Here is a 22,044-nt window from a genome sequence, read left to right as displayed (position 1 = left end):
TTGTATAAAGAAACACACTATTAGCTTATTAATTATATGAAATTACCGAAAATATTTCGAGTATGGCACATGGTCGCTTTACTGGTTTTCATCTGTTCTGCTTCAGGGGTCAAAGCGGTGTCCATAAATATCACTGGGCAAGGGGCGAATGATGGCAATTGGGAGGTCACTACGGTTTCTGGGTCTTTCAATTCTTTGCAAGGTCAGCTAGAGAGCCAAGTATGGTGGGGTAATAGTGGCTTAGCTGGTATTTTCACTGGCAAGGTCGGATCTTCATTCGGTAGTTCGAATAATGTTTACGGTTCCCAATTTGGACCATTCTTCGCCTACGCCTTTTACGATCGCGTAGATCTGGCTTACTATAACGGAGGTAATGTGGTTGATTCACCCTCATGGACTCCAGTAGATAGTTGGGCTTGGGCCACCGCGACGAGAGTCCCCGACACAGGTTCCACAGCAGCTCTTTTTTTAGTTGGTGTAGTTGCTCTAGCTGCTGCAAGGCGAGGTTGGGGATCAGGCTGAATGGGCAATCTCTCCAAGATACTCCGCTAGTCGCTCACTCCAGCGACACCATCCTGCTCTGAGTTGTACTCAAGCTCGCAAGAAGTTTGCTCCTTGTTGAGCCATGGAGACATGCTCATGGCCTTGTTAGTTGAAAGAGATCCTCTAGCAGCGTTTTTCCTAGCCTTTTCCTCGTTTGCCCCGACCCAGCGGACAAGGTCATTGTCTGGATAATGCTTCCAGATAGAGTCCTGTGGGCTTATTTTTTTAAGCAAGTAGACTTTAGGCATCTTTTGATTTAAGCCAGTCAGAGAATCGAATGGCCCATGGCTTAAGAGTGAAACTAGGTGATGATTGCAGCTGGTCTACCGCTTCATTCATGGCCCGATTTGGCATTGGTATGTCGAGCCATCGCCAAAGATCTTTTCGAATCGCTGCATAGTTCATGCTTTCTTGGTAGGCACTAACGTCAATCAGGTCTTTTTCCCACTGATAGTATACGTCTTCAAATCGTTGGTACCTTACCCTCTCAAACCAGAACAGTCTTTCCTTCTCTAGACCAGTGATAGCCTCAAAATCGCCTTCCATTAAAGCTATATGAACAGGAAACACTGAATCTTCGGAGTATATCTGGCTGAATTCCTCAATCATCGCGTTACTGCGATCCTGCCTGATCCCTGACTGAGCGATACTTGAGGTTTGTCTTAGCTCAAAGATAAGGAAGACCAGTCCAACGATGACTCTGTTTTCATAATGGAATCAAACTTGGAGAAGAGCCGTTAAGGCTACAATTTTTTCTGAGGGCAGTTGATGAATATCAATTGCGATACAGCCGCCTCTCCCGACTCCCGCCCTTGTTGCGTAAAAATGCTTGTGCGAACCGTTCAAAAGGAAGGTTTCAGTTGCAATGTTAGCTAGCGGAGGGAGATTGTTGATAGTAAATTCAATTGTTTCTATTTGTTACGAAAAGGTGACTAAAGGTTGGTTTTGCACTACCAAGTTAGCTACATTCTCAGGCTAGCTAACCCGTTCAAGCGAAACGATCACTTTTTTACTGACCGGTGTGTTGGACTCCGCGGCAACAGATTGAATGTATACTAGTGGGTTGGCTTCCGGGAAATAAGCTGCCAAGCAACCTTGGGGGATATCGTAGGGGACCACTTTAAAATCAAAAACGACTTTGCGCTCAGTACCATGCATCGCAACTATGTTAACTCGAGCTTTTGCGTTAAGTCCAAGTTTCGTCGCGTCATCACGATTCATGAACACTACCTTTCGGCCTTGTTCAATCCCTCGATATCGGTCGTTTAATCCGTAAATCGTTGTGTTGTATTGATCGTGAGAGCGAATAGTCATCAAGCAAAAGTGGCCTTCTTTCAACTTGAACTCTTGGATAGGATTTACCGTAAAGCGGGCTTTTCCACCCGCATTTGCAAATTTTCTAACACGTGGGCCATTTGGCAACTCGAAGCCGGCCTCGTTGCGAATCCGCTCATTGTAGTTTTGAAAACCGGGAATGACCTCTTCGATCTTACTCCGTATTCGGTCATAATCAGCGGCTAACCAATCCCAATCAATATCCGAGCCATTTGATCCTTTGTTTTTGAATACCGTTTTCGCCAAACCAGCAATAATTGCGGGCTCACTCATTAGTTTTTTGGACAAGGGATTCAAGATTCCTTGAGACGAATGAACCACACCCATGCTGTTTTCAACACTGATGAATTGTTTACCCGTTTGCTGAACATCAATTTCTGTGCGCCCAAGGCAAGGCAATATCAGAGCCTCTAGCCCATGGATCAAATGAGAGCGGTTGGGTTTCGTGGCCACGTGAACTGTCAATTGGCAATTTCTCAAGGCGGCCGCAGTCAAATCGGTATCCGGCGCTGCCGATAGAAAGTTGCCGCCCATCGCGAAGAATACTTTCGCTTTGCCCGCGTGCATCGCTTTTATGGCGTCCACTGTGTCGTATCCATGCTTTCGAGGTGAATGAATTCCGAAAGCGGTTTCCAATTTTTGGTGATAAGTCTCTGGCATTTTTTCCCAGATCCCCATCGTTCGGTCGCCTTGAACGTTACTATGACCCCGAACCGGACAAGTTCCGCCGCCGTCAATGCCAACACTCCCTTTCAGCAACAGCAGATTGACCAGTTCTCTTATCGTGGCGACACCATTTTCCTGCTGAGTCAAACCCATAGCCCAACATATGATGATTTTGTCCCGATCGGCAATCATCTCGGCGGCCTCACGGACCTGTTCTTCTGGCAGTCCTGATTCGCGAATGCAGTTATCAAGATTTTCGCCATTCAAGTGAGACACCAATGTATCAATCCCATCGGTAAATTCGTTGATGAACGCGTGATCGAACACTGGTTGGCCAGCCATCTCTTTTTCCAGGAGGATTAATAGCCAAGCTTTCAACAGCGGCAAGTCTCTATTGATTGGGATAGATAGATGTAAATCAGACAACGGTATGCCACCAGTAAGCACGCGCATTGCCTTTTGTGGATTGGTATACCGGACCAACCCTGCCTCACGCAGGGGATTTACAGATATGATCTTGCCGCCATTTTCCTTGCAACGTTCCAATGCCGAGAGCATCCGAGGGTGATTGGTTCCCGGATTCTGTCCAATTACGATAACCAACTCAGATTCATAGAAATCACGCAGGCGAATCGAACCTTTACTAAGTCCTAGTGTTTGACTTAAAGCTTTGCCGCTTGACTCGTGGCACATGTTGGAACAGTCTGGAAGATTGTTCGTGCCGTAAGCTCTTGCAAAAAGCCCGTATAAAAATGCCGCTTCGTTGCTCGTGCGGCCCGAGGTGTAGAATATGGATTCATCTGGCGAAATCGAATTTAGGTGAAAGGCAATTTTTTCAAACGCATTTTCCCAAGAAATTTCTTCGTAGTGAGTCCCTCCTGGCGACAAGTACATAGGCGAAGTTATTCGCCCTGACTTTCCGAGTTCAAAATCGGATAGCCGACTTAGCTCCAATACCGAGTTTCGGGAAAAGAACTCTGGGGTAACGCGACGCTTCGTTGCTTCTTCTGCGAGTGCCTTTATCCCGTTTTCACAATATTCAGCAATTACCGAGCGTTCGTCGTCGGGATCCGGCCAAGCACAACCGGTGCAATCAAACCCTTGCGTTTGATTGACTCTCAAGGTAGTGCGTACAGCGTTTGGCACGCTCATGTGCTTGCCGAGTTGCCTGAAGGATTCGGCAACAGCACGTAGACCTACAGAGCTTTCTTTTTGCTCCTTAATTTTGAGTTTCTTGTCATCAACATTGCCGCGATGGAGCGGTAGATCCTTATTTTTTTTATTTGGCTGTCCCATTCGCAATTTGTCCCTTCAAGGTCTTTCGCCATTAGCCTTATTACAATGTCCCCGGAGAAATGAAGCGTTTTCAACCACTGATAAATAGCAACTACTTTTGTCTATCTCGATGGTCAGACGAAGCGAGATAAATTCTTTTGTAAGCAACGGAAACTGCAGTCGTGATCGATTTAGAAAAAAGCGTATCGAAAGTCCGGTAACATGGTTTCAGCAGAGTCCCCCCGAATCAAATTGAAAAAATTAAATCTCCTGCGAAAGGATAAAGTGTTAAACGTTGTTGATAGGAAATTCAATCGTTTCTATACGACACGGAGAGGAGGCTAAAGGTTGGTTTTGCCACTACCAAGTTAGAAATTCCTTGGATTGGTTTGGGCTACAAGGCTTCATTGGTTGCGTTCCGGATCATCAGTCACACCCAAATTGAATTTCCTAACATTCAAGTATGAGGCGACTCTTGCCAAGGTGCGAGAACGTACGAGTCAAATGGCGGACCTATACCTCTTGTGTTTAATGCCACTTGTTGAAATTGTCATCATCAATAAACTAGGAAAGAAAAACTTCTCCAAGAATGATTAAGACTACAACACCCCAGCCAGAGTCTGTTTGACGCGGGAATCCTGGCTCGGTATCTAATGGGCAATGAGTGTGAAGGAGCTTCATACCATTCAGCAAAATCAGCCAAAATCCTGGTTCAGCCAGCGCACCAAGGATATGCTCAGAATCAACAATATGGGAATTAGCGGGACAGAGCTAAGAACGGTAATTGACAAAACGGTGTCCAGAGCTCCAGACTGTAAAACACCGGCAGTAATTAGTGCTAGTAAAACAGCCCAAGCTAAGCGATTCCATCGTTTTGGCTCGGTATCACTGCGGAGATTCTTAGCAGAGATACTGGAGAGCACGTAGGCCGATGAATCTATAGTAGTTGCGTAAAAAATTATTGATAACAGGGTAAATATAAACAAAGCAAATTTACCAAAAGGCAAACTCTGTATAACCAACGCGTTAACAAATGACATTCCTTGATTGCTCAGAATTTCTTTGACAGCAAGGGTCCCAGTGATTTCCAAATAAAGAGAATATCCGCCCATCACTGCTAAGAATAGCCAGGTACCTAAGCAGCCCCAACAGATCACGCCCAAGACTAACTGACGGATCGTGCGGCCACGAGAAATTCGGCCAAAGAACAACCCAACCATCCCGGAATAAGCTAGCCACCACCCCCAGTAAAATCCAGTCCAATCCTCGGGAAAACTACCGTTTCCAATGGGATCTGTCCATGTAGATGTACGGATAAAATTATTAAACATTAATCCAATACTATTAACCGTGAGGTCCATAATGAATACCCCTGGACCTGCTATTAGGACGAATAAAATAGCAAAAATGGCTATGACAATATTGATGTCAGCGAGTGTTTTAATCCCATACTTTAAACCTCGATATACACTAGTGCCAAACAACAAAGTCCATAGCGATAGTATGCTCATCTTAATCACCATATTATTGGGGACATCGAATAAGGTGGACAGCATTGCGGAGAGCAAAGGTACCCCCAATCCAAGAGATGTTGCCACACCTCCAACAATACCCAGGACAATTAAAATATCGATAATTGTTTTTATTTGATCACGCCCATACGTTGGCAGTGCACCATCACAGGCGCTGCTTAAACGAAGCACTGGGTAGCGTTTTACATAAAGCATATATGCAATGGGCACCGCCGGTAGTGCATACATTGACCAAGGTATGATGCCCCAATGCAGCAGCGGATACATGTGAGCCCACTCAAAAGACTTAGTTGATCCGACCTGGATACCCATAGGTGGAGTTTGCAAGTAAAAGATTGGTTCTGCGAAACCCCATGCAATGACGCTGGCACCTATGGCTGTGGTAAACATCATAGCTGCCCATTGCGTATCTGAATATTCGGGTGACTCGTATGGTGCACCTAATTTGACGTGAGCATAGGGCCCAAGGACCAGCCAAAGACAAAAGAGAAAAGCACTTGTGCCAACGATAAGGTATAGCCACAAAAAATTAGTCATTATAAATTTGCGACTATCTGTAAGGATTTGTGCTGCACTTTCAGGAAAAATCATTAGTGGAATTGTGCAGACTAAAACAATGATGACAGCTGGAATAAATACCGCCCAGTCTACTTCTGGTTCAGATTTGCTCATATTATGATGATCCTTCGAGGAATTTTTTTGATTGTTTCAATTTTTAGTATTACACAAGTAAAGCATAGAGTATAAATAAGGGAAAGCCTATGCAGGTTTTCATAATTTATAAGCTAATGGTTAATAGAGATATTAGTTACGCAACTTGAATTGTAAGTTAATACAATTGTGTTATTGTTGTGTAGAAAAAAGAAAATGCTAAATAGTGAAGCAAAGGGGCCTCCTATGAGCAAGATTTATGTCAGCACTTTATTTGCCGACAGAAAATTCATCCAGCAGGGTTGACCTATTTTTAGGCGTTTTGAAAGAGAATGGTTCACAGGTGAAGGTCAACCCATCACTCCCCAAGCTGAAGTAAAAGTATTAATTTGCCATACTCGACAAACGCCTTACAACTCCTCGTGGTATACCAAATAACAGGCTGCAGTCACGCGGTTTCAGGGAGCCAATGCCCACCGACACCACCTAACGCTAACAGACAATTAAGGGCCAAGATCAGCTCGCATACTGTAATTTTAGGTCATCAACGAATGCCTACGCAACCCCCCTGGGTTCTATGAGGCGCGGTGGGTCGCAAGTCTTTGCGTTTTGGGTTCAACAGGGCGGGTAAGCAGGGAGCCAACGGGCGTCAGTGCACTGGTTTTAAATTCATGGTTTCAGGGTTAAAATCAGTCGAAATTTTGCAATATAACTTAATCATATAATTTAGCTCCCGCCTTGTGATGTGGAAAATATCGCCCGATAGTCTAGGGTTGAATTCGAGTATTTTTGGTTTTCCACCTATAATTTTGTAATTACAATTTATTATGCCATGATAATCGGTTAGAAACTCTTGAAATATTTTAATAAGTGAAGAATTTTTATTTAATTTAAACCTAGCGAATGCATCGGCTTTATCATACGGCCATACAAATAAGTCCGTGCTATAACTATGAAAATATCCAGCGTTGAATACAATACTACCTCTATCAACAATGAATGAAGTAGAATATTCCTTATTCCCAGGGACCGCTTCTTGAATTACGTAGTCTTTATCGAGTATCAAATTTTTAGTTTTTTTACTTAATTCACTACAGTTATTGACTTTCCATACTGTCTCGCTATAAGTGCCGTATTCATATTTCAAATAACAAGGGTATTTGACGTCATCAAAGTTGTATTTTTTAGGTAGGTAAGATTGCAAAACGTGATTAGAAAATTTTACTTTGTTCGCTAGCTGATCTATGAGTTTATATTCTGAAGTTACGAATTTGTAATTATTTTCTCTAAAGCTTCTCTGATTGAGCGAAAGATGTGCTGCGAACTGATCAGTGCGTGGAATCAGAAAAACTTCTTCGATAGATTTTCTGCCGATCAAATCATCTTCGTCGTCAACATCAATAAATGTGTATCCAGTTAGACGCTGTAACTTCTCCTCCCATTTAAGATCTCGGGGAAATAACAGAATTTTCACACACTTTGAGCTAAGCGAAGTAGGGAAAAAGCGGCATATTCTGCGGGTCAATTTTGATACGAAACTCGGTTTTTTCAATTTGATGCGAGAATTGGTTTGATAACATTTTATAATAGGAAATTCTATCAATCAATTGACGTCAACTTTCTACTGAGGTGCACTGGTTTTACGTACAGTAGACAACTGTGTTCGAATAAAATACCACTTCTTTCCAGGAATTCGTGCTAGGCAAATGTCTCCATTAATGCTGGTGGCTTTATTAAATCTAACACAGTCTACAGTGTTAAGTAACGTCGCAGTTCTAGTTGGTCTTGTTTTCCTAATCATTGAGCTAAGGCAAAGTTCAGCGATTGCTCTCTCGCAAATGACACAGGAGAGAACTATGGAATGCATTGACCAACATGCCTCCTATGCTGCCGACAAGGACTTTTCTGAATTGTGTGCTCTGGTTTATTTCCAATTTGATTATGATTCTGTTACCCAAGAGGAATGGAACCAGATAATTCGCTTCGAGGAAAGTGAAAGAACGCGACTCAGAGATAATTGGTTCCAAGGTGAACGAGGTCTAATTGATCAAAGCATTTATGATCCATCTTTGAGAGGTGCAGGAAGACGCTTAGAACCTTGGAAGTGGCTTGGAATAGCTACTGGTACTGTCCTGTTAGGAGGGCGGCACGAGATGGACTGCAGGTTCCTGCTGTGACATATGCGTTGGTGAACTTCATGCCCTGAGCAGCAAGGCTGTCGATGGTCGGAGTAGGAATATCGTTGGAACCGTAGCACTCAATATCCGCGTAGCCTAAGTCGTCTGCGAATAGCATAATAATGTTCGGGCTCGGTGCGGCCGGGGACAGTTGTTTCCAATCTAATAGGGCCTCCTTCGCTGCTTGTTGCTCAGACGTAAGAGGCGGAAATACAGCTGATTCCCTACTATTGCTTAATTCTTGAGCGTCGGATGAGAACAGGAAGACGGCAGCTGATACATTTCAAGCGTTTCTTATAAAAGCCAATGTTGCTGAATTTAAGATCTCCATCCGGTGTTTAATTTTATTTTGTATGACTTAAAAGGTTTAAATTTCTTTCAGATGGCTGCTAAGTATAAAATGCGGTCCCAAATTTTTCAGAATCAATGAATCGGGATTTGTAGCGAATTTGGTGTAGTTTTCTAGAGGCGTTTTACCGTACTTATTTACCCTAGAAACATCCGCACCGTTTCTGATCAATATTTTTATAATTTCATCATTTGCTGAGGAAGCCGCATAGTGAAGAGGGGTAGATGTGGTTACCCGATTTGCAATATTAAGGTCGACACCCAATTCGCACAAGCTCTCTACCACAACTACATTACCCGATCTCACGGCATAATGAAGAGGTGTGCATCCGAAATCATCGAGAGAATTTAAACTTGTACCGTCAGTCTCTATCATTTTGAGAACACTCATAACGTCAGTTCTCTCCGGAAACCAGAAATTATTGTTTTTGGTTGCATACATGTGTGCAAGATTTCGCCCGTCTGGCCTACGACTGTAGCGGCTAATCCCCGGTTCGGCTTTAATAGCCTCTTCCATTGCGATCTTATCCTTGAACAAACCCAAGTTTAATATTTTCGAATTATTTGATAATTCCGATACAATGAATATGCAAAAAGCTAGAGCAACTGTTCCACTTATTGCTATCGAGGTTTTACAAAATAACAAAGTTCTTAAGTAATCGTAATTAATCGATTTAGGATTGTGCTTTTTACCATTCAAAAGAGCCCCTACAAGGCTTGATCGCACTAAATAGTGATATGAAAGAAAGCTCAATCCAGATGAGCAAACTATATGCAGAAGGAAAACTAACGGGGCAGAACTTATTGAATCTCTGAAAACAAAGACATGCATAAAGTGCTGAATTGGAAAATGAATAATATAAACCCAGTAAGATGAGTCAGAAACATACCTCCAAACATCACCTTTCTTATTGAAAAAGCGTATGAACAATGATATAAATAAAAAAATCGCTATCCAGGATGTGAAGGATCTCAATGCAGCAAACGAATGCCAATAGAAATCAAAAACATAAAAGTTACCCGCATTGTACAAATTCTCTAATATAGGATGACTCCAACTGCCTTCATTACCAGAATGAATTTGCCACGAAAATATTGTCCAGTTTTGGCCTAAAAACTCGGGTCCCATCGTGGATTCAATCAGAGGTCTGAGCTCAAAAAGGAAGAGAAAAGCCGGCAGCAGTGGAATGAGATATATCGTGAATTTTTTCGTCGAATCTTCAAAGTACCTTGGCCTCTCAAATACAATAGATCCAAAGTAAAAAAATATACCAAAATAAAGAAGTGAAATGATTGAAAATCCCGCTCCCGGAACCTGCATGCCAGGTGGTCCGAAGAGCAAAACCAAGTAGGTAAAAAAGATCAAAACCCAAAGTCCAAAATGCGTGCAAAAAAAAGAGCCTAAAACCTGACAGGTTTTTTTTGAAATGATTTTGTTGAGACCCTTTATACGAAAAAGAGAGAATACAAGGACGTATACAGCAAGAAACTGTAGAAACCAAAAATGGTAAAACCATCCGCCTGTAGGCCAAACTCCTTTTATAAGGTAAGAGGGATTTGTCAAAAACTCTAAGTAATAAGTAAGAAAACCATCATTTTTAAAACTTAAATCGATTGTCTCAGATGCAGCAATGATGGGTGCAAGGAAGATAAGCGATAAAACCAGTGGAATTATAATTCTATACGTACGACTAACAAAATAGCTTAATAGGCCGATTTTTCCAACTACCATCGCAGAAAAAAATCCTGAAATCAGGAAGAACAGCTGCATTCTGAAAGAATGAATTAGCTGCATTAACGATAATAGACTGTCTGAACTTTCATGTAGCCTCCATGGACCATTCGGGAGAGTAGCAGAAAAAACGCCCGCGTGAATAACGATTCCAAGCATCATTGCCACAGCTCTTAGATTATCGAGGTAGTGAATGCGGGAACTACATCCGCCATTTGCGATTGCAGGCTTCATCTGAGATTAAATTACAAATCGAGGCCTAACGAATAATTCATGTAGCCACCATTGCAGGATTCATGCCTAAAAGAGTTCTTTTACGGAAAATTATTTGATAAGATATTTGTAAGCGTGATTATAAGAAGATGGCTGAGTTGATGCCCTAATTTAACCTCCCTAAATTGGTTAAAATTAATCAAAAAAGTGATTTCAAGCAAACTACCCCCTTGGTACGTAATATATCAGCTTATTATTGCTGTTTTCTATAATTTCAGTCTAAAGGTTCTGACGAGTGAACGTATTTGATGGCCTACTACGTTTTATTTTATCTTAAAACGCTTATTACGATATGTTTACAAAACCTTATGGAACCAGCTAGTAACTACCCCCTCCTCTATAGCTTTTTCAGCGATCGGCGTCCAATATTATTGTTCTCGCTTTAAATATTCCGCCATGTGCTCTCTTTCGACGAAATGGTGTATCACGGTGGCGATTTCCTGGGCGAAAGCCACATCCACTGAAAGAACTAATGGAGCGAGGATAGATAACATTACTTTTATCAGATTCATTTTTGCTATTCAGTCTAGAATTTATCTTTGTGGTCGAGATTACGAGAACTGTGCCGCTTGAATAGTTAGTCTGGGCCTTTAGAAAGGACCCATACAATGAAAGGCAAAAGATACACAACCGAACAGAAAATCCGCGTTCTGAAGAAAGCGGAGAAAAGCGAGAAGACGATTCTGGACTTTTGCCGCGTGCAGCAGATCAGCGAGCAAACCTTCCACCGCTGGAAGAAGGAGTTCGGCATGATGGAGGTCGATCAGGCCAAACAGCTCAAAGAGTTTCAGAAGGAGAACGCTAGGCTCAAGCGAATGCTCGCCGACGAGATACTGGGCAAAGAGTTTTTAAAGGAGACTCTGTAAAAAAGGTTTGAGCCCCTGGTAGAAGCGGCAGATCGCCGAAAAGCTTGTATCTCGAAGCCGAAGTCTGCCGATCGCCAAGTCTCGAACCAATCTCCTGAAATGGGATACCCGAAGATCGCCCGTCTACTGAAGCGGGAGGGCTGGTTGGTCGGGGCCCGAAACGTTCAGCGGCCGCGTCGCGACCTCGACCTAGCAGTTCCGGCAAAGAAGCCCAAACGAAGACGTAGAGGCCGATCCACCGGAATTTTTACCAAGGTGACGCATCTCAACCACGTCTGGACTTGGGACTTCGTTCAAGACACTACTATAGGTGGCGGAACGCTTCGCATGCTCAACGTACTGGACGAATACGCTCGGGAATGCCTATCCGTCCACGTGGTTCGAGCGACATGGAGCACCCGAACACTTCCGCAGCGACAACGGTTCGGAGTTCATCGAGAGCGGGCTGCGCAGCTGGCTTGCCGAGAGGTGGGGATTTTGTAGTGGGCTGAGAATGTGAACGCGATTCCTTTTCCAGAGGACCACGAGGGTTTAACTCGATCTCGATCAGGCCTATTCACGGTAGGCTCTTTGGTTGGCTACGTCTTCTCCGCTCCAAACGCTTTGTTGAAACCACTTTGCCTTCGGAGCTGTCCAGAAAGGGTGGTCGGCCGGCATGCCAAGGTGAGCGAGGCCAAGTGTGCAGTTATAAAGTGCTCCGGTATTAATGTAGCTATCACGGGCCGATGGTTGGTGTCCAACATAGCCGGGTTGCAGCCAGCCGTTTTCGTCAAACATCCCAGGTGCCTCAACCATGCGTTTGATCACCGTGGTCATGGCCGCGCGGGTTGCGCCAGGATCAAGAAGCTCTGGCCAATCCACTCGCGCTCCGACGTACCCCAGGTGTTGCAATGAAGCAAAACGGTAAACAGAGGAACGACCGATTACTGGAAAGGTGCCCTCGGGAGAAATCATATGCTCAAGCACCTCGGCATAACGGAACGCGCGAGCTTTGACTGTGTCCCAATTATCACCCAACGAGTGTCCCTGGTCTTTGCAGATGCGCAGCACTTCGAGCATGAGCGGCTGGGCGACATAGCTGTTGTAGTTATCCCAATTAAATACTTCTCCATTGGTGTAGTAACCATCGCCAATGTACCAGTTCATGTAGCTTTCTACAGCTCGTTCGATATGCTGCATTTCACATTCGCCGGTCAGCTCCCAGAGCGTGGCTTCGATGATGGCTGAGAACCACAACCAGGTGCCTGGAAATGCCTCAAAGGGGCGGTGGGATTTTAGGGCTGTGATTACGTTTCCTTTCTCTTTTTCGCTCAGGGGCTCCCACAATTGTTTTTTCGCTACAACGAGTGGATAGGCTAAGTTGTGGGCATGAACAATGCGATCACGGGCTGCTTCTCCAAACATGAAGTCGGGCACCTCTGGGCTTGTCGCGTTGATGATACCAGTCCGAGAAAGTTCTATGTACTGTGCTCGCAACTGGCCTTCTTCTGTTTCGTCTGCGCCGAGTGACAACCAAGGACCAATACCGGATAGCACTCGAACGAAGGCCTGCAAGGGTGAGCTTTGAAAATTATTCTGTTCAATCTCCCAATCCCGTTTCGGCACGGACTGGTGCAATTCATTCCTGCTCAGCGGATTCAATACGGGGTCGGCCAGCTGGCGTAGCACATGAATCGTATAGAGCCGGTCCCATTGACCGGTATCTTTGCTTTCATTGCTGAGGAGTGGTGTCGCAAGAAGAAGTATTAAACCGACTAAAATTGAGAGTGGTTGAATACATTGGATTGGTCGGGTCTGAGAGTGAATGAGCTGGCGGCTTCGTGACATAGCTCGAAGAATTACTAAAGCTTGGCTGCTAGATTCAAGTTAAATTGCTTTGGAAAACGATTGACCCTGTTAGGCGAGGTCTCAGTTTTTAGATTTTAGATCAATTCATGAGGCGCTTCTTTTTCCTTTCTCTACTCGCCATTCTGCTAATCGAGGGCGTTGTATATGGCCGTCCCAATGTCGTCTATGTGATGACTGACGATCAAGGTTACGGCGAAATGTCGGTGCACGGTAATCCTATTCTGAATACACCGCACATGGACAAACTGCATGATCAAAGCTTTCGTTTGTCGGACTACCATGCAGCTCCGATGTGTACGCCTAGTCGTGGTCAATTATTGACAGGTTTGGATGCGGCCAAAAATGGGGCCATAAATGTCAGCTCAGGGAGAACTTTGCTTCGGGCAGAGCTGCCTACTATGGCCAATTTCTTTCAGGACGCGGGCTACAAAACGGGCATATTCGGAAAATGGCATCTTGGAGACAATTATCCCTATCGTCCTGAAGACCGTGGCTTCGATGAAACCCTGTGGTTTCCCTCATCTCACATCAACTCCGCTGGAGATTTCTGGGATAACGATTATTTTGACGACACTTTTATGGTGAATGGAAAGCGAAAGCAGGTTCCCGGGTTTTGCACGGACGCTTTCTTTCGAGAAGCCATGCATTGGATCAAGCGGCAGTCCGATGCTGGTGAACCCTTTTTTGCTTACATTCCCACCAATGCTCCTCACAGCCCATTTTGGGCGCCTGAGAAGGAGCTGAAAGCGGCATATGCTGCCATGGAGGGGCATGATTTGCCTCAATTTCCAGGTGTAAAGCGGGATGACTTGGCCGGTTTCTTTGGCATGATCCTGAATATCGACAACAACTTGGGTCGCTTGATGGACTTTTTGGAAGAGGAAGGCTTGGCTGAAGATACCATCCTCATTTTTCAAACCGACAACGGCACCAATTTTGGAGACCGGTATTTTCCGGCCGGCATGCGTGGCAGAAAAGCCCAGCTTTGGGAGGGCGGCCATCGAGTGCCTTTCTTTTTGCGTTGGCCCGGTGGTAATCTAGGCCAATCGCGGGATATCCTGGGACTTACCACGATTCAGGACATTTTGCCTACTTTGCTCGATCTCTGTGATATCGAACCCACTAATTCGCCCCGCTTTGATGGTGTGAATCTGGCCCCAGTTTTTCGAGGACAAGTCGAATTACCACCGGAGGATCGAATGATCGTAATTAACTATAGTCGGCTCCCATTCGGCTTTGAATATCCTTCGCCGAATGCCCCGTCTCAAATGCACCGAGAAGGGGGAGTTGTGTTGTGGAAACGCTGGCGTATGTTGCAGGATCGAGAGCTTTATGATTTGGAAAGTGACCCCCTGCAGCAGACAAACGTCATCGATCAGTATCCGGACGTGGCCGCTAAGATGCGGGCTCATTTAGATCGTTGGTGGAACGATGTGAAAGACATCGTGAACGAGCCCCAAGCGGTGATAATCGGAAGCGATCGTGAGAACCCCATGATGCTTTCTGCTTGTGAATGGCTGGACGTCTTTGTCGACCAGCAAGTGCAAGTCCGTCGCGGTGTAGGGAAAAATAGTTATTGGAATCTGGAAGTCGCCGAGGCGGGGGAATACGAGTTTGAAGTACGGCGTTGGCCAAAGGAGGTAAATGCATCTTTCACTGAAGGCCTTCCAGCGATGGCGGATTATCGAGTCAGGTGGGGAGTTGAGGGGGTTGCATTGCCTGTTGGAGAGGTGCGCATTCAGTTGGGCAGGGAAGTGCAGAGAACGACGGTAGACCCTTCGGATACGTCGGCTACCTTTACTTTCCAGCTCGAAGAAGGTCCCATCCTTCTTCATACATGGTTGGAAAGAAGTTACCGGGATCCTATCTCCGGAGCTTTCTTTGTATATGTTACGCGGAAATAAACCGCCTAGAGAGACCTTAGGGGGTAGGCCCTTGTTGTTTGGTATTCTGCTCTCAACCAATCTGTAAGCTTACTCAAAATGCTAAAATCTTAAGGGTCCATGTTCCCAGGGTGCATGATTCTAAAAGAACCTGAAGCTGGTGTTTCCGGGATTTTGTGTTGGTGTCACCACGTTCGTTAGATCCCTTTGGATTATCGCTCCGAAACCTTTTGAAGAGCATGAGCTTGAGCGATAGCCGTACGAGGCAGTAATCTAATGCTATGGGATCTAAGTAGAAGTCCTCTCAGCTTTCACTGACCGATCAACAACCTGAGATCTACACCGTTCGTGGATTATCTGTCGTTTTAAATAGTGACTTGGCGAACATTTACGGAGTTCGCACGGGAGCATTCAATCAGTCGGTTAAAAGAAACCTTAAGCGGTTCCCGGATGAGTGATAGACCGGCTTCTTGAAATTGTTTCAACGAGTCTTCGGTGATGGTATTTTTGTTTCCTTTGCGAAAGCCTCCGCCGTGAATATAGATGACCAGCGGTGTGGGGTTGTCTGATGGAGTTATCCAAATATCGAATACGTTTTTATCGTGTGCGCCATAGGAAACATCCGCATGGGTAGGGACAGGCTTCTCGGCCACGACTGCATGAGATCAAACTACAATGGTAAAAAAGAGGATCGATGCGTGTTTGAAGATCATATAATTAGAGGAATAGAATGAATTTGATTGTTGATAGGAAATTCAATTGTTCCTATCCGATGCGAAGGGAAGGCTAAAGGTTGGTTTAGCACTTCAAAGTTAGAAATTCCGTGGATTGGTGTGGATCAAGAGGCCTTATTGGTATCATTGATCGATTTCAACGGCCGGCGATCGTCGGTCTAGCGAATCATCCTTTGAATCCAGATTTCAAAAATCGCTTCCAATATATCCATTTTTGAGAATTCCAATACAGCGCTCGTCGAAAACAAGAACGAGCCTCAGACCAATCACGAACCTTATGGCAGTGTTTACCCGCTCGATACCAGCGTTCGGCCAATGATTTTTTCAATCTAGTGGTTTTCAGCGAAGGGTCTAATTTCAGAAGTTTTTGATAGATATCTTCGTGACTCCGAGCCCATCGCAAATCTCTATCAGCGTATTTACGACTCAAGTTAACTGATTCATTCCTTTCCACAGCATTCCCTATATGGAAGAGGACTGGCTCTCCTTCGGCAAAAGCCCATGGCCCTTCCAATGACAATAAACAGAAGAACTCGCTATCATCGGAGCCTTCGCCGCTCAGTCTAATCGGCCAACCACCCACCTTACGGACTGAGCTAGTGCGTAAAAGTGAACAAGAAGTGATTCCCGCACCATGTTCGAACAGCCAGGGAATTGGATTTGCCACTATCTCGGCTCCACCTGAGGACTGAGGCATTTCATCCGCAAGAATGCGATACTTGCGCTCAGTAATCGCTAATACAGCATCAGGGCTGGCCTCTAGATTAGCCACACATCGCTCTAGAAAATCAGTGGGCCAATGATCATCTGAATCTAAAAAAGCTACGTATTGGAGATCACCGATTTCCTTGAATCCAGTGGTTCGTGCGATCGCGGCCCCAGAATGTGAATTACGAATTAACATCCAGTCGACAGAGCCTGCGTTAGCTTTTAACCAGTCCTCTGCTTGCGATGCGGTATCGTCAGAGGACCCGTCATCGACTATGATCAACTTATTAGGCAGCAAGGTCTGCCTCATAACATACACCAATGTCTCTTGGAGAATCGTGGGGCGATTATGGACTGGTATGACCACAGCGACGCCCTCCTCGCCCTTCGTTATAGTATCCATAGACTATTTTTTTGAGATCTGTCTAACAAGGCGGCTTAAAGCCGTTCCCTTCTTACGTCTCTTAAATCCAGGGACGCCTTCTTCACTCGCAGTGAGCTGATTATAAAGTTGAATGTTAGTTTGAGCTACTTCCATTTGTGAGAGGCGTACTTATAGCGATTCCATTTCGGTTCGAGGCGTTTAAATATTCTTTTTTCATAGAATCGCCCAATTTTGTTGCCAAAAATCTTGCGAACTCTGGATACACTTTGGCATCCAAACCCACGATGAATCCGAAGCCATTGAAGGCCGCGACCTTTAGTGTTCGGGAAATATTCCAAGTCCCACTTATCTATCAAATGCTTTTGATCTGCTTGCATCCAATCCTCACTCCAACGGAGGAAGAAAAAATCGCGGTCTGTTCGCTCCAAACGCTTAGGCGGGACATACGTCACCTTAGAGTCTGGCTCCAGCCAAATTTCATAGCCGTGTTGCTTGGCTAACATAGAAAGGTCGGCGTGTTCTGCAAAGCACGAGAGTGCCGGATCAAGGCCTCCAGTTTTTGCGAGTAAGTCCATTCTCACTAATACTGCGTGAAACTCGATTAAACCGGTCGACTTGCGGACAAGCGGAGTTTCCAACCCTGCTTCGTCTTTGTGCTGGCAATCGTGGCGCTCAAAAAGGGTTAATTCGCCAGACTCATCGCGTTCAATACCACATTCCCCTCCATACATGTGTAGCTTTGAGCACTCAGGAAGATGCTCATAATAGGCAGGGCCAACGAGGCCAGCGCCTGTTTCATCCGCACAATTAACCATAGCAGTAAGCCAACCTGAGGACACCAAGGCGTCATTATCGATAAATACGATATAATCCCCTTCCGAATTTTCTTTAGCCCACTCGTAGGCCATATTGCGAGCTTGGTTCGGGGGGAGATAGCGCTCACTCCTAAGCAATGTGAAACCCTTCTCCTGAGAGTAATCCTCTAGGAATGCCTTTGTCTTGCTATCGGAATTCCCGTCAATACACACCAAGTCAAAAGGCTCTTCGGTAACTTCATAGAGTCGTTTTAAACATTTTTGAGTCGTGCTGAATACCTCCTGAGGGACGAATGCAACAACTGGACCTTCAGGTAACATGTCAAAAAGACATAACTTATTGTTACCATAAGTCAGGTAAAAAATTACAAATCTAACTATTAATGGACACATCCCCGAAAAGGCCCTGTAATTCATCGGGCCTTAGCCAAGTCGTATCACCTAAACTTAACAAGGGTAGTGATGCCCCTCCCAGAAACCCATGTATACTAGCATTGGTGACTGCTAGAAATTTGCTTTTGGCTTGAGGGAGTGAAAAGGGGGGTGGTTATGAGGGAATATGGTGGGGTTCCTATGGCTTCGATATTATAGTCGCGCGTCTAATCCAAACTTCCTGCCCGTCTAAAAGACTCTACATGGTAGTCGTATAAAAGAGGGGAGAGTAGCTTAATGAATTGTTTTCGACTGTGTTTCAAGCCCTCCAACTCCCAGTAGCTATGATCCACGCCATGTTCCAATAAGGCCTGATGAAATTCGCGGATGGTAACGATGTGAGTGTCGTCCTGGGTACCACAGGCGATGAGAATCCGGAGCTGCTTGATTGCCTTCAGGTTTTTTGCGAGCAGGAGGAAAGCATCGTTGTCGATGTAAGCTTGTTTGTCGGGACCTAGGTAATAGTTGGGATAGGTATCAGGCGAGTCAGGGGCATACCCATCCGCAGTATGCGGAACGTTTCCCGCTTGGCAGAATAAGGAACAGAACATGTTCGGATGTTTCATGACCAAGCGTGTCGAACCGCGACCACCCATCGAAAACCCTTCAATGGCTCGGCCTTCCCGCCTAGCGATGGTGCGGTAGTTTTTATCGATGTAGGGGATCAGTTCTTTGATGAACATCGTTTCAATGGGTAGCTTCCCATCGTAGGAATCCTTATAAAATGTCGTTTTTCCTCCGTTCGGAAATACCATGATCATCGGCGGCCACTTTCCTGCTAAGATCCCTTCGTGCAGAACGGTGCATTCTTGTCCGCGATCCCATTCATTGCCGCCATTGCCATGTAGGTTATAGATGACTGGATAACGTTTGCTAGAATCAGCCTCATAGTTTGGAGGCAAGTAGATGCAGTAACCCACCTGCTGTCCCGCTGCTTTGGAAAAGAAGGTATTGTGTAGGTAGTAGTCGGGGACGGGGAGGTCTCTTTCGTGGGGTTCTTTATGGACCCACTGAATGAATGAAGCTTCCCGCCCGGATTGGCTAAAACAAAACGAAGAACCTAGGGTTAACAGGAGGAAAAGAAGAATGGAGTATTTCATGGTGAAGTTGGTAAAAAAACAAAAAAGAATCACAGGCCTAACAAGATGAAGAATTGAAACAATTTGGACTCAAAAGTATAGGCATATTTTTAAAGACTTTAACTATAAATTTTAGAATTGCTGAAGAGTGATTTAATGATAGAAAGTTTAATTGTTCGTATTTGATTCGGTGGGAGTTGATAGGAATTAGTAGAGCCGAGCGGCACACTCGGCTCTCGGAGTAAGCCTGGGAAATAAAACGCGCTCGCGAATACTGGACGCCCCGAACGCGGTGTCACGAGAGCTGTAGCCAATGCCACACCAGCCGCTTTCTCGCCGAAGCCGATAAGTTGGCGGAGAGCGAGACGCGCCTAACGAATCGGGAAGAGCGTCTCGAACAGTTTGTCGAGTCGATTAATAGTGTCACCCCATTGGTCGCCCTGAGGGTGCTCGACACCCGTAAAGTCGTACCCTTTTCCCCTCAGAGTATTGGCAAACCGCCTGGCGCTGGCTACGACATCCGTGCCCTCATTCGGACTTCGATAAGCATAAGTGGCCCAGTCATTGTATATGACTAACGAACGCGATTCGGGATTCGGAATTTGGGGCGTATATTCGCGAGCCACGCCTTCATCCCACCACATATTATGTAGACCGATTTTATTGAAATAACCTGGGTAGTTGAACGCCGTATGAATGGTTGCGATCGCAGAAAACATAGAGCCGATCATTGCCCTCTCATCCGGACTGTCCTTGACCGAATACCGTCCTTCAACTTCCGGTATAACCTCATTCAACACGAACCTGGAATGTCGATCTTTGAATATACCGGCATACTCTTCATAATTAGTTACAGGATTCGTACCCAAGGTTGGTATGAAAACGACAACAACGGGCTCTATACTCTCACCTATAAGATTGTCTAGGGCACGTTCGATCATGCCGGTTCTCAAAGCGATCCCAGATTGGTTAAAATAGGCGACTGGATACAAGCGCTGACTGGAAAAGCCGTGAGGAAGATAGACGTCTAACACGATTTTCTTACCCAATTCCTCCGAATCGAACGAGACCGTCTCCAGCCGGCCACGCCGACTCGGATCCGGTTCTCGAAGATGATTCGGTCGAACAAAATCAGGCATTTCAACATAGCCGGATTCATTCAGCGGATCGACGATTGTCTGGCTAAAGTCCTTGCTGAACCGGTAGGAGACGCGGGCATCCGGTTCCAGTCTCGCCGAATAGTAATAGAAATCCGTACCCGCCACGCGATTCATCTGGTGATCAAAGCGCTCGCCGATGATCGGTGTCGAAATCGCAAGGTCGTCAGCCGTGCCGCGATAAACGAAATGAACTATCTCCTTATCTTCAATAATCGGAAACTCGCTTTGGGATTCCATGAAATCGTCGATGGAAGCCTTCCGATCATCAGACTTCTCAAGACTAGCAATGAAGCGTTCGAAACGCGAATTGGCGATGATTCCAAGCTCCTTGGAAAGAGCCATCGATGGCTCCGTCGAACCTTGAATATCGACTCTCGCCAATTCGGTCATGCTTCTCAGATAGAGACTGCCATCCGCATAGCTAGGCGGCGACCAAACGAGACCGTCGAACAATTGCATGCTCGCCTTCTCTTCGTAACCTTTTGAAGTCGCCGGCGCGATACTCAGTTTTCCCTGCTTCGTGATAATGACAAGATGCCCATCGACGAGTATGGGAAATCCGTCCCCTGGAGGCCGAGAGCGCCAAACCAAATCGCCAGTTTCCTCGTCAACGCAACAAAGCGTACGCGTATTGTATCCAAAGAAGTTCCCATCATAGTAGATGCTGGGAACGTAAGTATTCTTCAAATGAGGAGTAGTCCATAAGTCCTCGATCGACCATTCGCCTCCTTTTTCACTGAGCTCTATCAATCGCGATGCGGATGAGCTATCTTTGAAAAGAAGCCGATTTCCAGACCCAGGAGTCAATGTCGCTGTCGGCGATCCGATCGGGTTGTTCGTTCCGGTGAATTCATATTGCCACAATTGCTTGCCGGATAGGGGCTCTATACCCCAAAGACTATTGTTGGCGATAGCCAGTAATTGCCGTTGGCCGGCAGCATCCCAGACCAAGGGAGCTTGCTGTTCGACTCTGCCTGACCCCATCGACCAAAGGGTCTTGCCTGTTGCCATGTCGAAACCTGCGACGCTTTGACGATTAGGCCCTCCCGTTTGCACGAGCAGTACCTCGCCGACATACGCGGGAGACGAACCGAAACCGTAATGCGGGACATAGGCGTCGAACTCCGCAGGCAGGTCCCTCGTCCAAAGTTCCTGCCCATCTTGAAGACGTATAGCGAAGAGCGTTCCAAACGTATCGAGAATGTATATACGGTCGCCCACAATAAGAGGCGTCGCGATGGGCCCATCATGCGATCCAGTGTGCCCCTTGTACACAGGGCCAAGCTGATATTCCCAAAGTCGAGCCCCTGTATTCGCATCGAAGGCCCCAAGGTAATTGAACGCGTCATCCGAGAATCCAGTGACGGCCACACCGTTGGACACGGATACGCATGAATAACCCGATCCCAGCGGGACCTTCCAAGCAACCTCTAGCTTGAACTGTTGTTCAACAGGTATAACCCGTTTGTCCAATGCTGCCAAATTGCCAGCAGGTCCGCCCCAACCCGGCCAATCTTCAGCATGGATAGCAAGAGAAGGCCAAAGGTTTGCGGCAAACCATACAATGGCGAGGAATCTTGGGGACATAGGTCAATCCTTTGT

General features: G+C 45.7%; 17 protein-coding genes and 1 pseudogene. 5 read left to right on the top strand and 13 right to left on the bottom strand.

The window, feature by feature from the left end; translation table 11 throughout:
• Window positions 1-36 precede the first annotated feature (36 nt).
• Window positions 37-522 (top strand): VPDSG-CTERM sorting domain-containing protein, encoded by a 486-nt coding sequence (locus GA004_RS13430; protein WP_283394387.1) that lies wholly within the window; start codon window positions 37-39, stop codon window positions 520-522.
• Between the two features lie 26 nt (window positions 523-548).
• On the opposite strand, the gene GA004_RS13425 is transcribed toward GA004_RS13430, so the two are convergent.
• The 8 genes and pseudogenes from GA004_RS13425 to GA004_RS13390 form a co-directional block, all read right to left on the bottom strand.
• On the bottom strand, window positions 549-791 hold the full coding sequence (locus GA004_RS13425) for a hypothetical protein (RefSeq protein WP_283394386.1): 243 nt from the start codon (window positions 789-791) through the stop codon (window positions 549-551).
• Window positions 784-1,152: a hypothetical protein gene (locus GA004_RS13420; protein ID WP_283394385.1), complete on the bottom strand. Its 369-nt coding sequence runs from the start codon at window positions 1,150-1,152 to the stop codon at window positions 784-786. Before GA004_RS13420 ends, GA004_RS13425 begins: the two co-directional genes overlap by 8 nt.
• A gap of 366 nt (window positions 1,153-1,518) precedes the next feature.
• Complete coding sequence (locus GA004_RS13415; protein WP_283394384.1) at window positions 1,519-3,840, bottom strand: FdhF/YdeP family oxidoreductase; 2,322 nt, start codon at window positions 3,838-3,840, stop codon at window positions 1,519-1,521.
• 674 nt (window positions 3,841-4,514) lie between these two features.
• Complete coding sequence (locus GA004_RS13410) at window positions 4,515-6,023, bottom strand: BCCT family transporter (RefSeq protein ID WP_283394383.1); 1,509 nt, start codon at window positions 6,021-6,023, stop codon at window positions 4,515-4,517.
• 628 nt (window positions 6,024-6,651) lie between these two features.
• Window positions 6,652-7,476 (bottom strand): ATP-grasp domain-containing protein, encoded by an 825-nt coding sequence (locus GA004_RS13405; protein ID WP_283394382.1) that lies wholly within the window; start codon window positions 7,474-7,476, stop codon window positions 6,652-6,654.
• Window positions 7,477-8,126: 650 nt separating this feature from the next.
• Window positions 8,127-8,297 (bottom strand): annotated as a pseudogene (locus GA004_RS13400) (sulfatase-like hydrolase/transferase); the annotation flags it as partial.
• A gap of 249 nt (window positions 8,298-8,546) precedes the next feature.
• Window positions 8,547-10,493: an acyltransferase family protein gene (locus GA004_RS13395; RefSeq protein WP_283394380.1), complete on the bottom strand. Its 1,947-nt coding sequence runs from the start codon at window positions 10,491-10,493 to the stop codon at window positions 8,547-8,549.
• 407 nt (window positions 10,494-10,900) lie between these two features.
• Window positions 10,901-11,044, bottom strand: a complete 144-nt coding sequence (locus GA004_RS13390) for a hypothetical protein (protein WP_283394379.1) — start codon at window positions 11,042-11,044, stop codon at window positions 10,901-10,903.
• 96 nt (window positions 11,045-11,140) lie between these two features.
• Here GA004_RS13390 and GA004_RS13385 point away from each other — a divergent pair, with 96 nt between their 5' ends.
• Complete coding sequence (locus tag GA004_RS13385; protein WP_283394378.1) at window positions 11,141-11,398, top strand: transposase; 258 nt, start codon at window positions 11,141-11,143, stop codon at window positions 11,396-11,398.
• A gap of 99 nt (window positions 11,399-11,497) precedes the next feature.
• Entirely contained in the window at window positions 11,498-11,881 is a 384-nt protein-coding gene (locus GA004_RS13380; protein WP_283394377.1) for a hypothetical protein, read from the top strand.
• A gap of 69 nt (window positions 11,882-11,950) precedes the next feature.
• Here GA004_RS13380 and GA004_RS13375 read toward each other — a convergent pair whose 3' ends face one another.
• Window positions 11,951-13,225 (bottom strand): DUF2264 domain-containing protein, encoded by a 1,275-nt coding sequence (locus GA004_RS13375; RefSeq protein ID WP_283394376.1) that lies wholly within the window; start codon window positions 13,223-13,225, stop codon window positions 11,951-11,953.
• A gap of 107 nt (window positions 13,226-13,332) precedes the next feature.
• Between GA004_RS13375 and GA004_RS13370 the strand changes: the two genes are divergently transcribed.
• Together GA004_RS13370 and GA004_RS18020 are read left to right on the top strand one after the other, a co-directional pair.
• Window positions 13,333-15,150: an arylsulfatase gene (locus tag GA004_RS13370; protein ID WP_283394375.1), complete on the top strand. Its 1,818-nt coding sequence runs from the start codon at window positions 13,333-13,335 to the stop codon at window positions 15,148-15,150.
• A 356-nt stretch (window positions 15,151-15,506) separates the two neighbouring features.
• Window positions 15,507-15,587 carry an ORF6N domain-containing protein gene (locus GA004_RS18020; protein ID WP_343218861.1) on the top strand — a complete coding sequence of 27 codons (81 nt, stop codon included), beginning with the start codon at window positions 15,507-15,509 and terminating at the stop codon, window positions 15,585-15,587.
• Between the two features lie 442 nt (window positions 15,588-16,029).
• On the opposite strand, the gene GA004_RS13360 is transcribed toward GA004_RS18020, so the two are convergent.
• The 4 genes from GA004_RS13360 to GA004_RS13345 form a co-directional block, all read right to left on the bottom strand.
• Window positions 16,030-16,974 carry a glycosyltransferase family 2 protein gene (locus GA004_RS13360; protein ID WP_283394373.1) on the bottom strand — a complete coding sequence of 315 codons (945 nt, stop codon included), beginning with the start codon at window positions 16,972-16,974 and terminating at the stop codon, window positions 16,030-16,032.
• Window positions 16,975-17,099: 125 nt separating this feature from the next.
• Window positions 17,100-18,092, bottom strand: a complete 993-nt coding sequence (locus tag GA004_RS13355; protein WP_283394372.1) for a glycosyltransferase family 2 protein — start codon at window positions 18,090-18,092, stop codon at window positions 17,100-17,102.
• Window positions 18,093-18,370: 278 nt separating this feature from the next.
• Window positions 18,371-19,303, bottom strand: coding sequence for an alpha/beta hydrolase (locus tag GA004_RS13350; protein WP_283394371.1), 933 nt, complete (start codon window positions 19,301-19,303; stop codon window positions 18,371-18,373).
• Window positions 19,304-19,653: 350 nt separating this feature from the next.
• Window positions 19,654-22,029, bottom strand: a complete 2,376-nt coding sequence (locus GA004_RS13345; RefSeq protein WP_283394370.1) for an outer membrane protein assembly factor BamB family protein — start codon at window positions 22,027-22,029, stop codon at window positions 19,654-19,656.
• Window positions 22,030-22,044 lie beyond the last annotated feature (15 nt).

This window comes from Candidatus Pelagisphaera phototrophica, assembly GCF_014529625.1.
In the GTDB taxonomy this organism is placed as follows: Bacteria; Verrucomicrobiota; Verrucomicrobiia; order Opitutales; family Opitutaceae; genus Pelagisphaera; species Pelagisphaera phototrophica.
Note: the sequence above shows the minus strand (reverse complement) of the source record. Positions and strands in the feature narration are given on the sequence as shown.

Coding starts and splice junctions, on each gene's coding strand:
- GA004_RS13430 (WP_283394387.1), top strand. CDS start 37: ATGAAATTACCGAAAATATTTCGAGTATGGCACATGGTCGCTTTACTG.
- GA004_RS13425 (WP_283394386.1), bottom strand. CDS start 791: ATGCCTAAAGTCTACTTGCTTAAAAAAATAAGCCCACAGGACTCTATC.
- GA004_RS13420 (WP_283394385.1), bottom strand. CDS start 1,152: ATGATTGAGGAATTCAGCCAGATATACTCCGAAGATTCAGTGTTTCCT.
- GA004_RS13415 (WP_283394384.1), bottom strand. CDS start 3,840: ATGGGACAGCCAAATAAAAAAAATAAGGATCTACCGCTCCATCGCGGC.
- GA004_RS13410 (WP_283394383.1), bottom strand. CDS start 6,023: ATGAGCAAATCTGAACCAGAAGTAGACTGGGCGGTATTTATTCCAGCT.
- GA004_RS13395 (WP_283394380.1), bottom strand. CDS start 10,493: ATGAAGCCTGCAATCGCAAATGGCGGATGTAGTTCCCGCATTCACTAC.
- GA004_RS13390 (WP_283394379.1), bottom strand. CDS start 11,044: ATGAATCTGATAAAAGTAATGTTATCTATCCTCGCTCCATTAGTTCTT.
- GA004_RS13385 (WP_283394378.1), top strand. CDS start 11,141: ATGAAAGGCAAAAGATACACAACCGAACAGAAAATCCGCGTTCTGAAG.
- GA004_RS13380 (WP_283394377.1), top strand. CDS start 11,498: ATGGGATACCCGAAGATCGCCCGTCTACTGAAGCGGGAGGGCTGGTTG.
- GA004_RS13375 (WP_283394376.1), bottom strand. CDS start 13,225: ATGTCACGAAGCCGCCAGCTCATTCACTCTCAGACCCGACCAATCCAA.
- GA004_RS13370 (WP_283394375.1), top strand. CDS start 13,333: ATGAGGCGCTTCTTTTTCCTTTCTCTACTCGCCATTCTGCTAATCGAG.
- GA004_RS13360 (WP_283394373.1), bottom strand. CDS start 16,974: ATGGATACTATAACGAAGGGCGAGGAGGGCGTCGCTGTGGTCATACCA.
- GA004_RS13355 (WP_283394372.1), bottom strand. CDS start 18,092: ATGTTACCTGAAGGTCCAGTTGTTGCATTCGTCCCTCAGGAGGTATTC.
- GA004_RS13350 (WP_283394371.1), bottom strand. CDS start 19,303: ATGAAATACTCCATTCTTCTTTTCCTCCTGTTAACCCTAGGTTCTTCG.
- GA004_RS13345 (WP_283394370.1), bottom strand. CDS start 22,029: ATGTCCCCAAGATTCCTCGCCATTGTATGGTTTGCCGCAAACCTTTGG.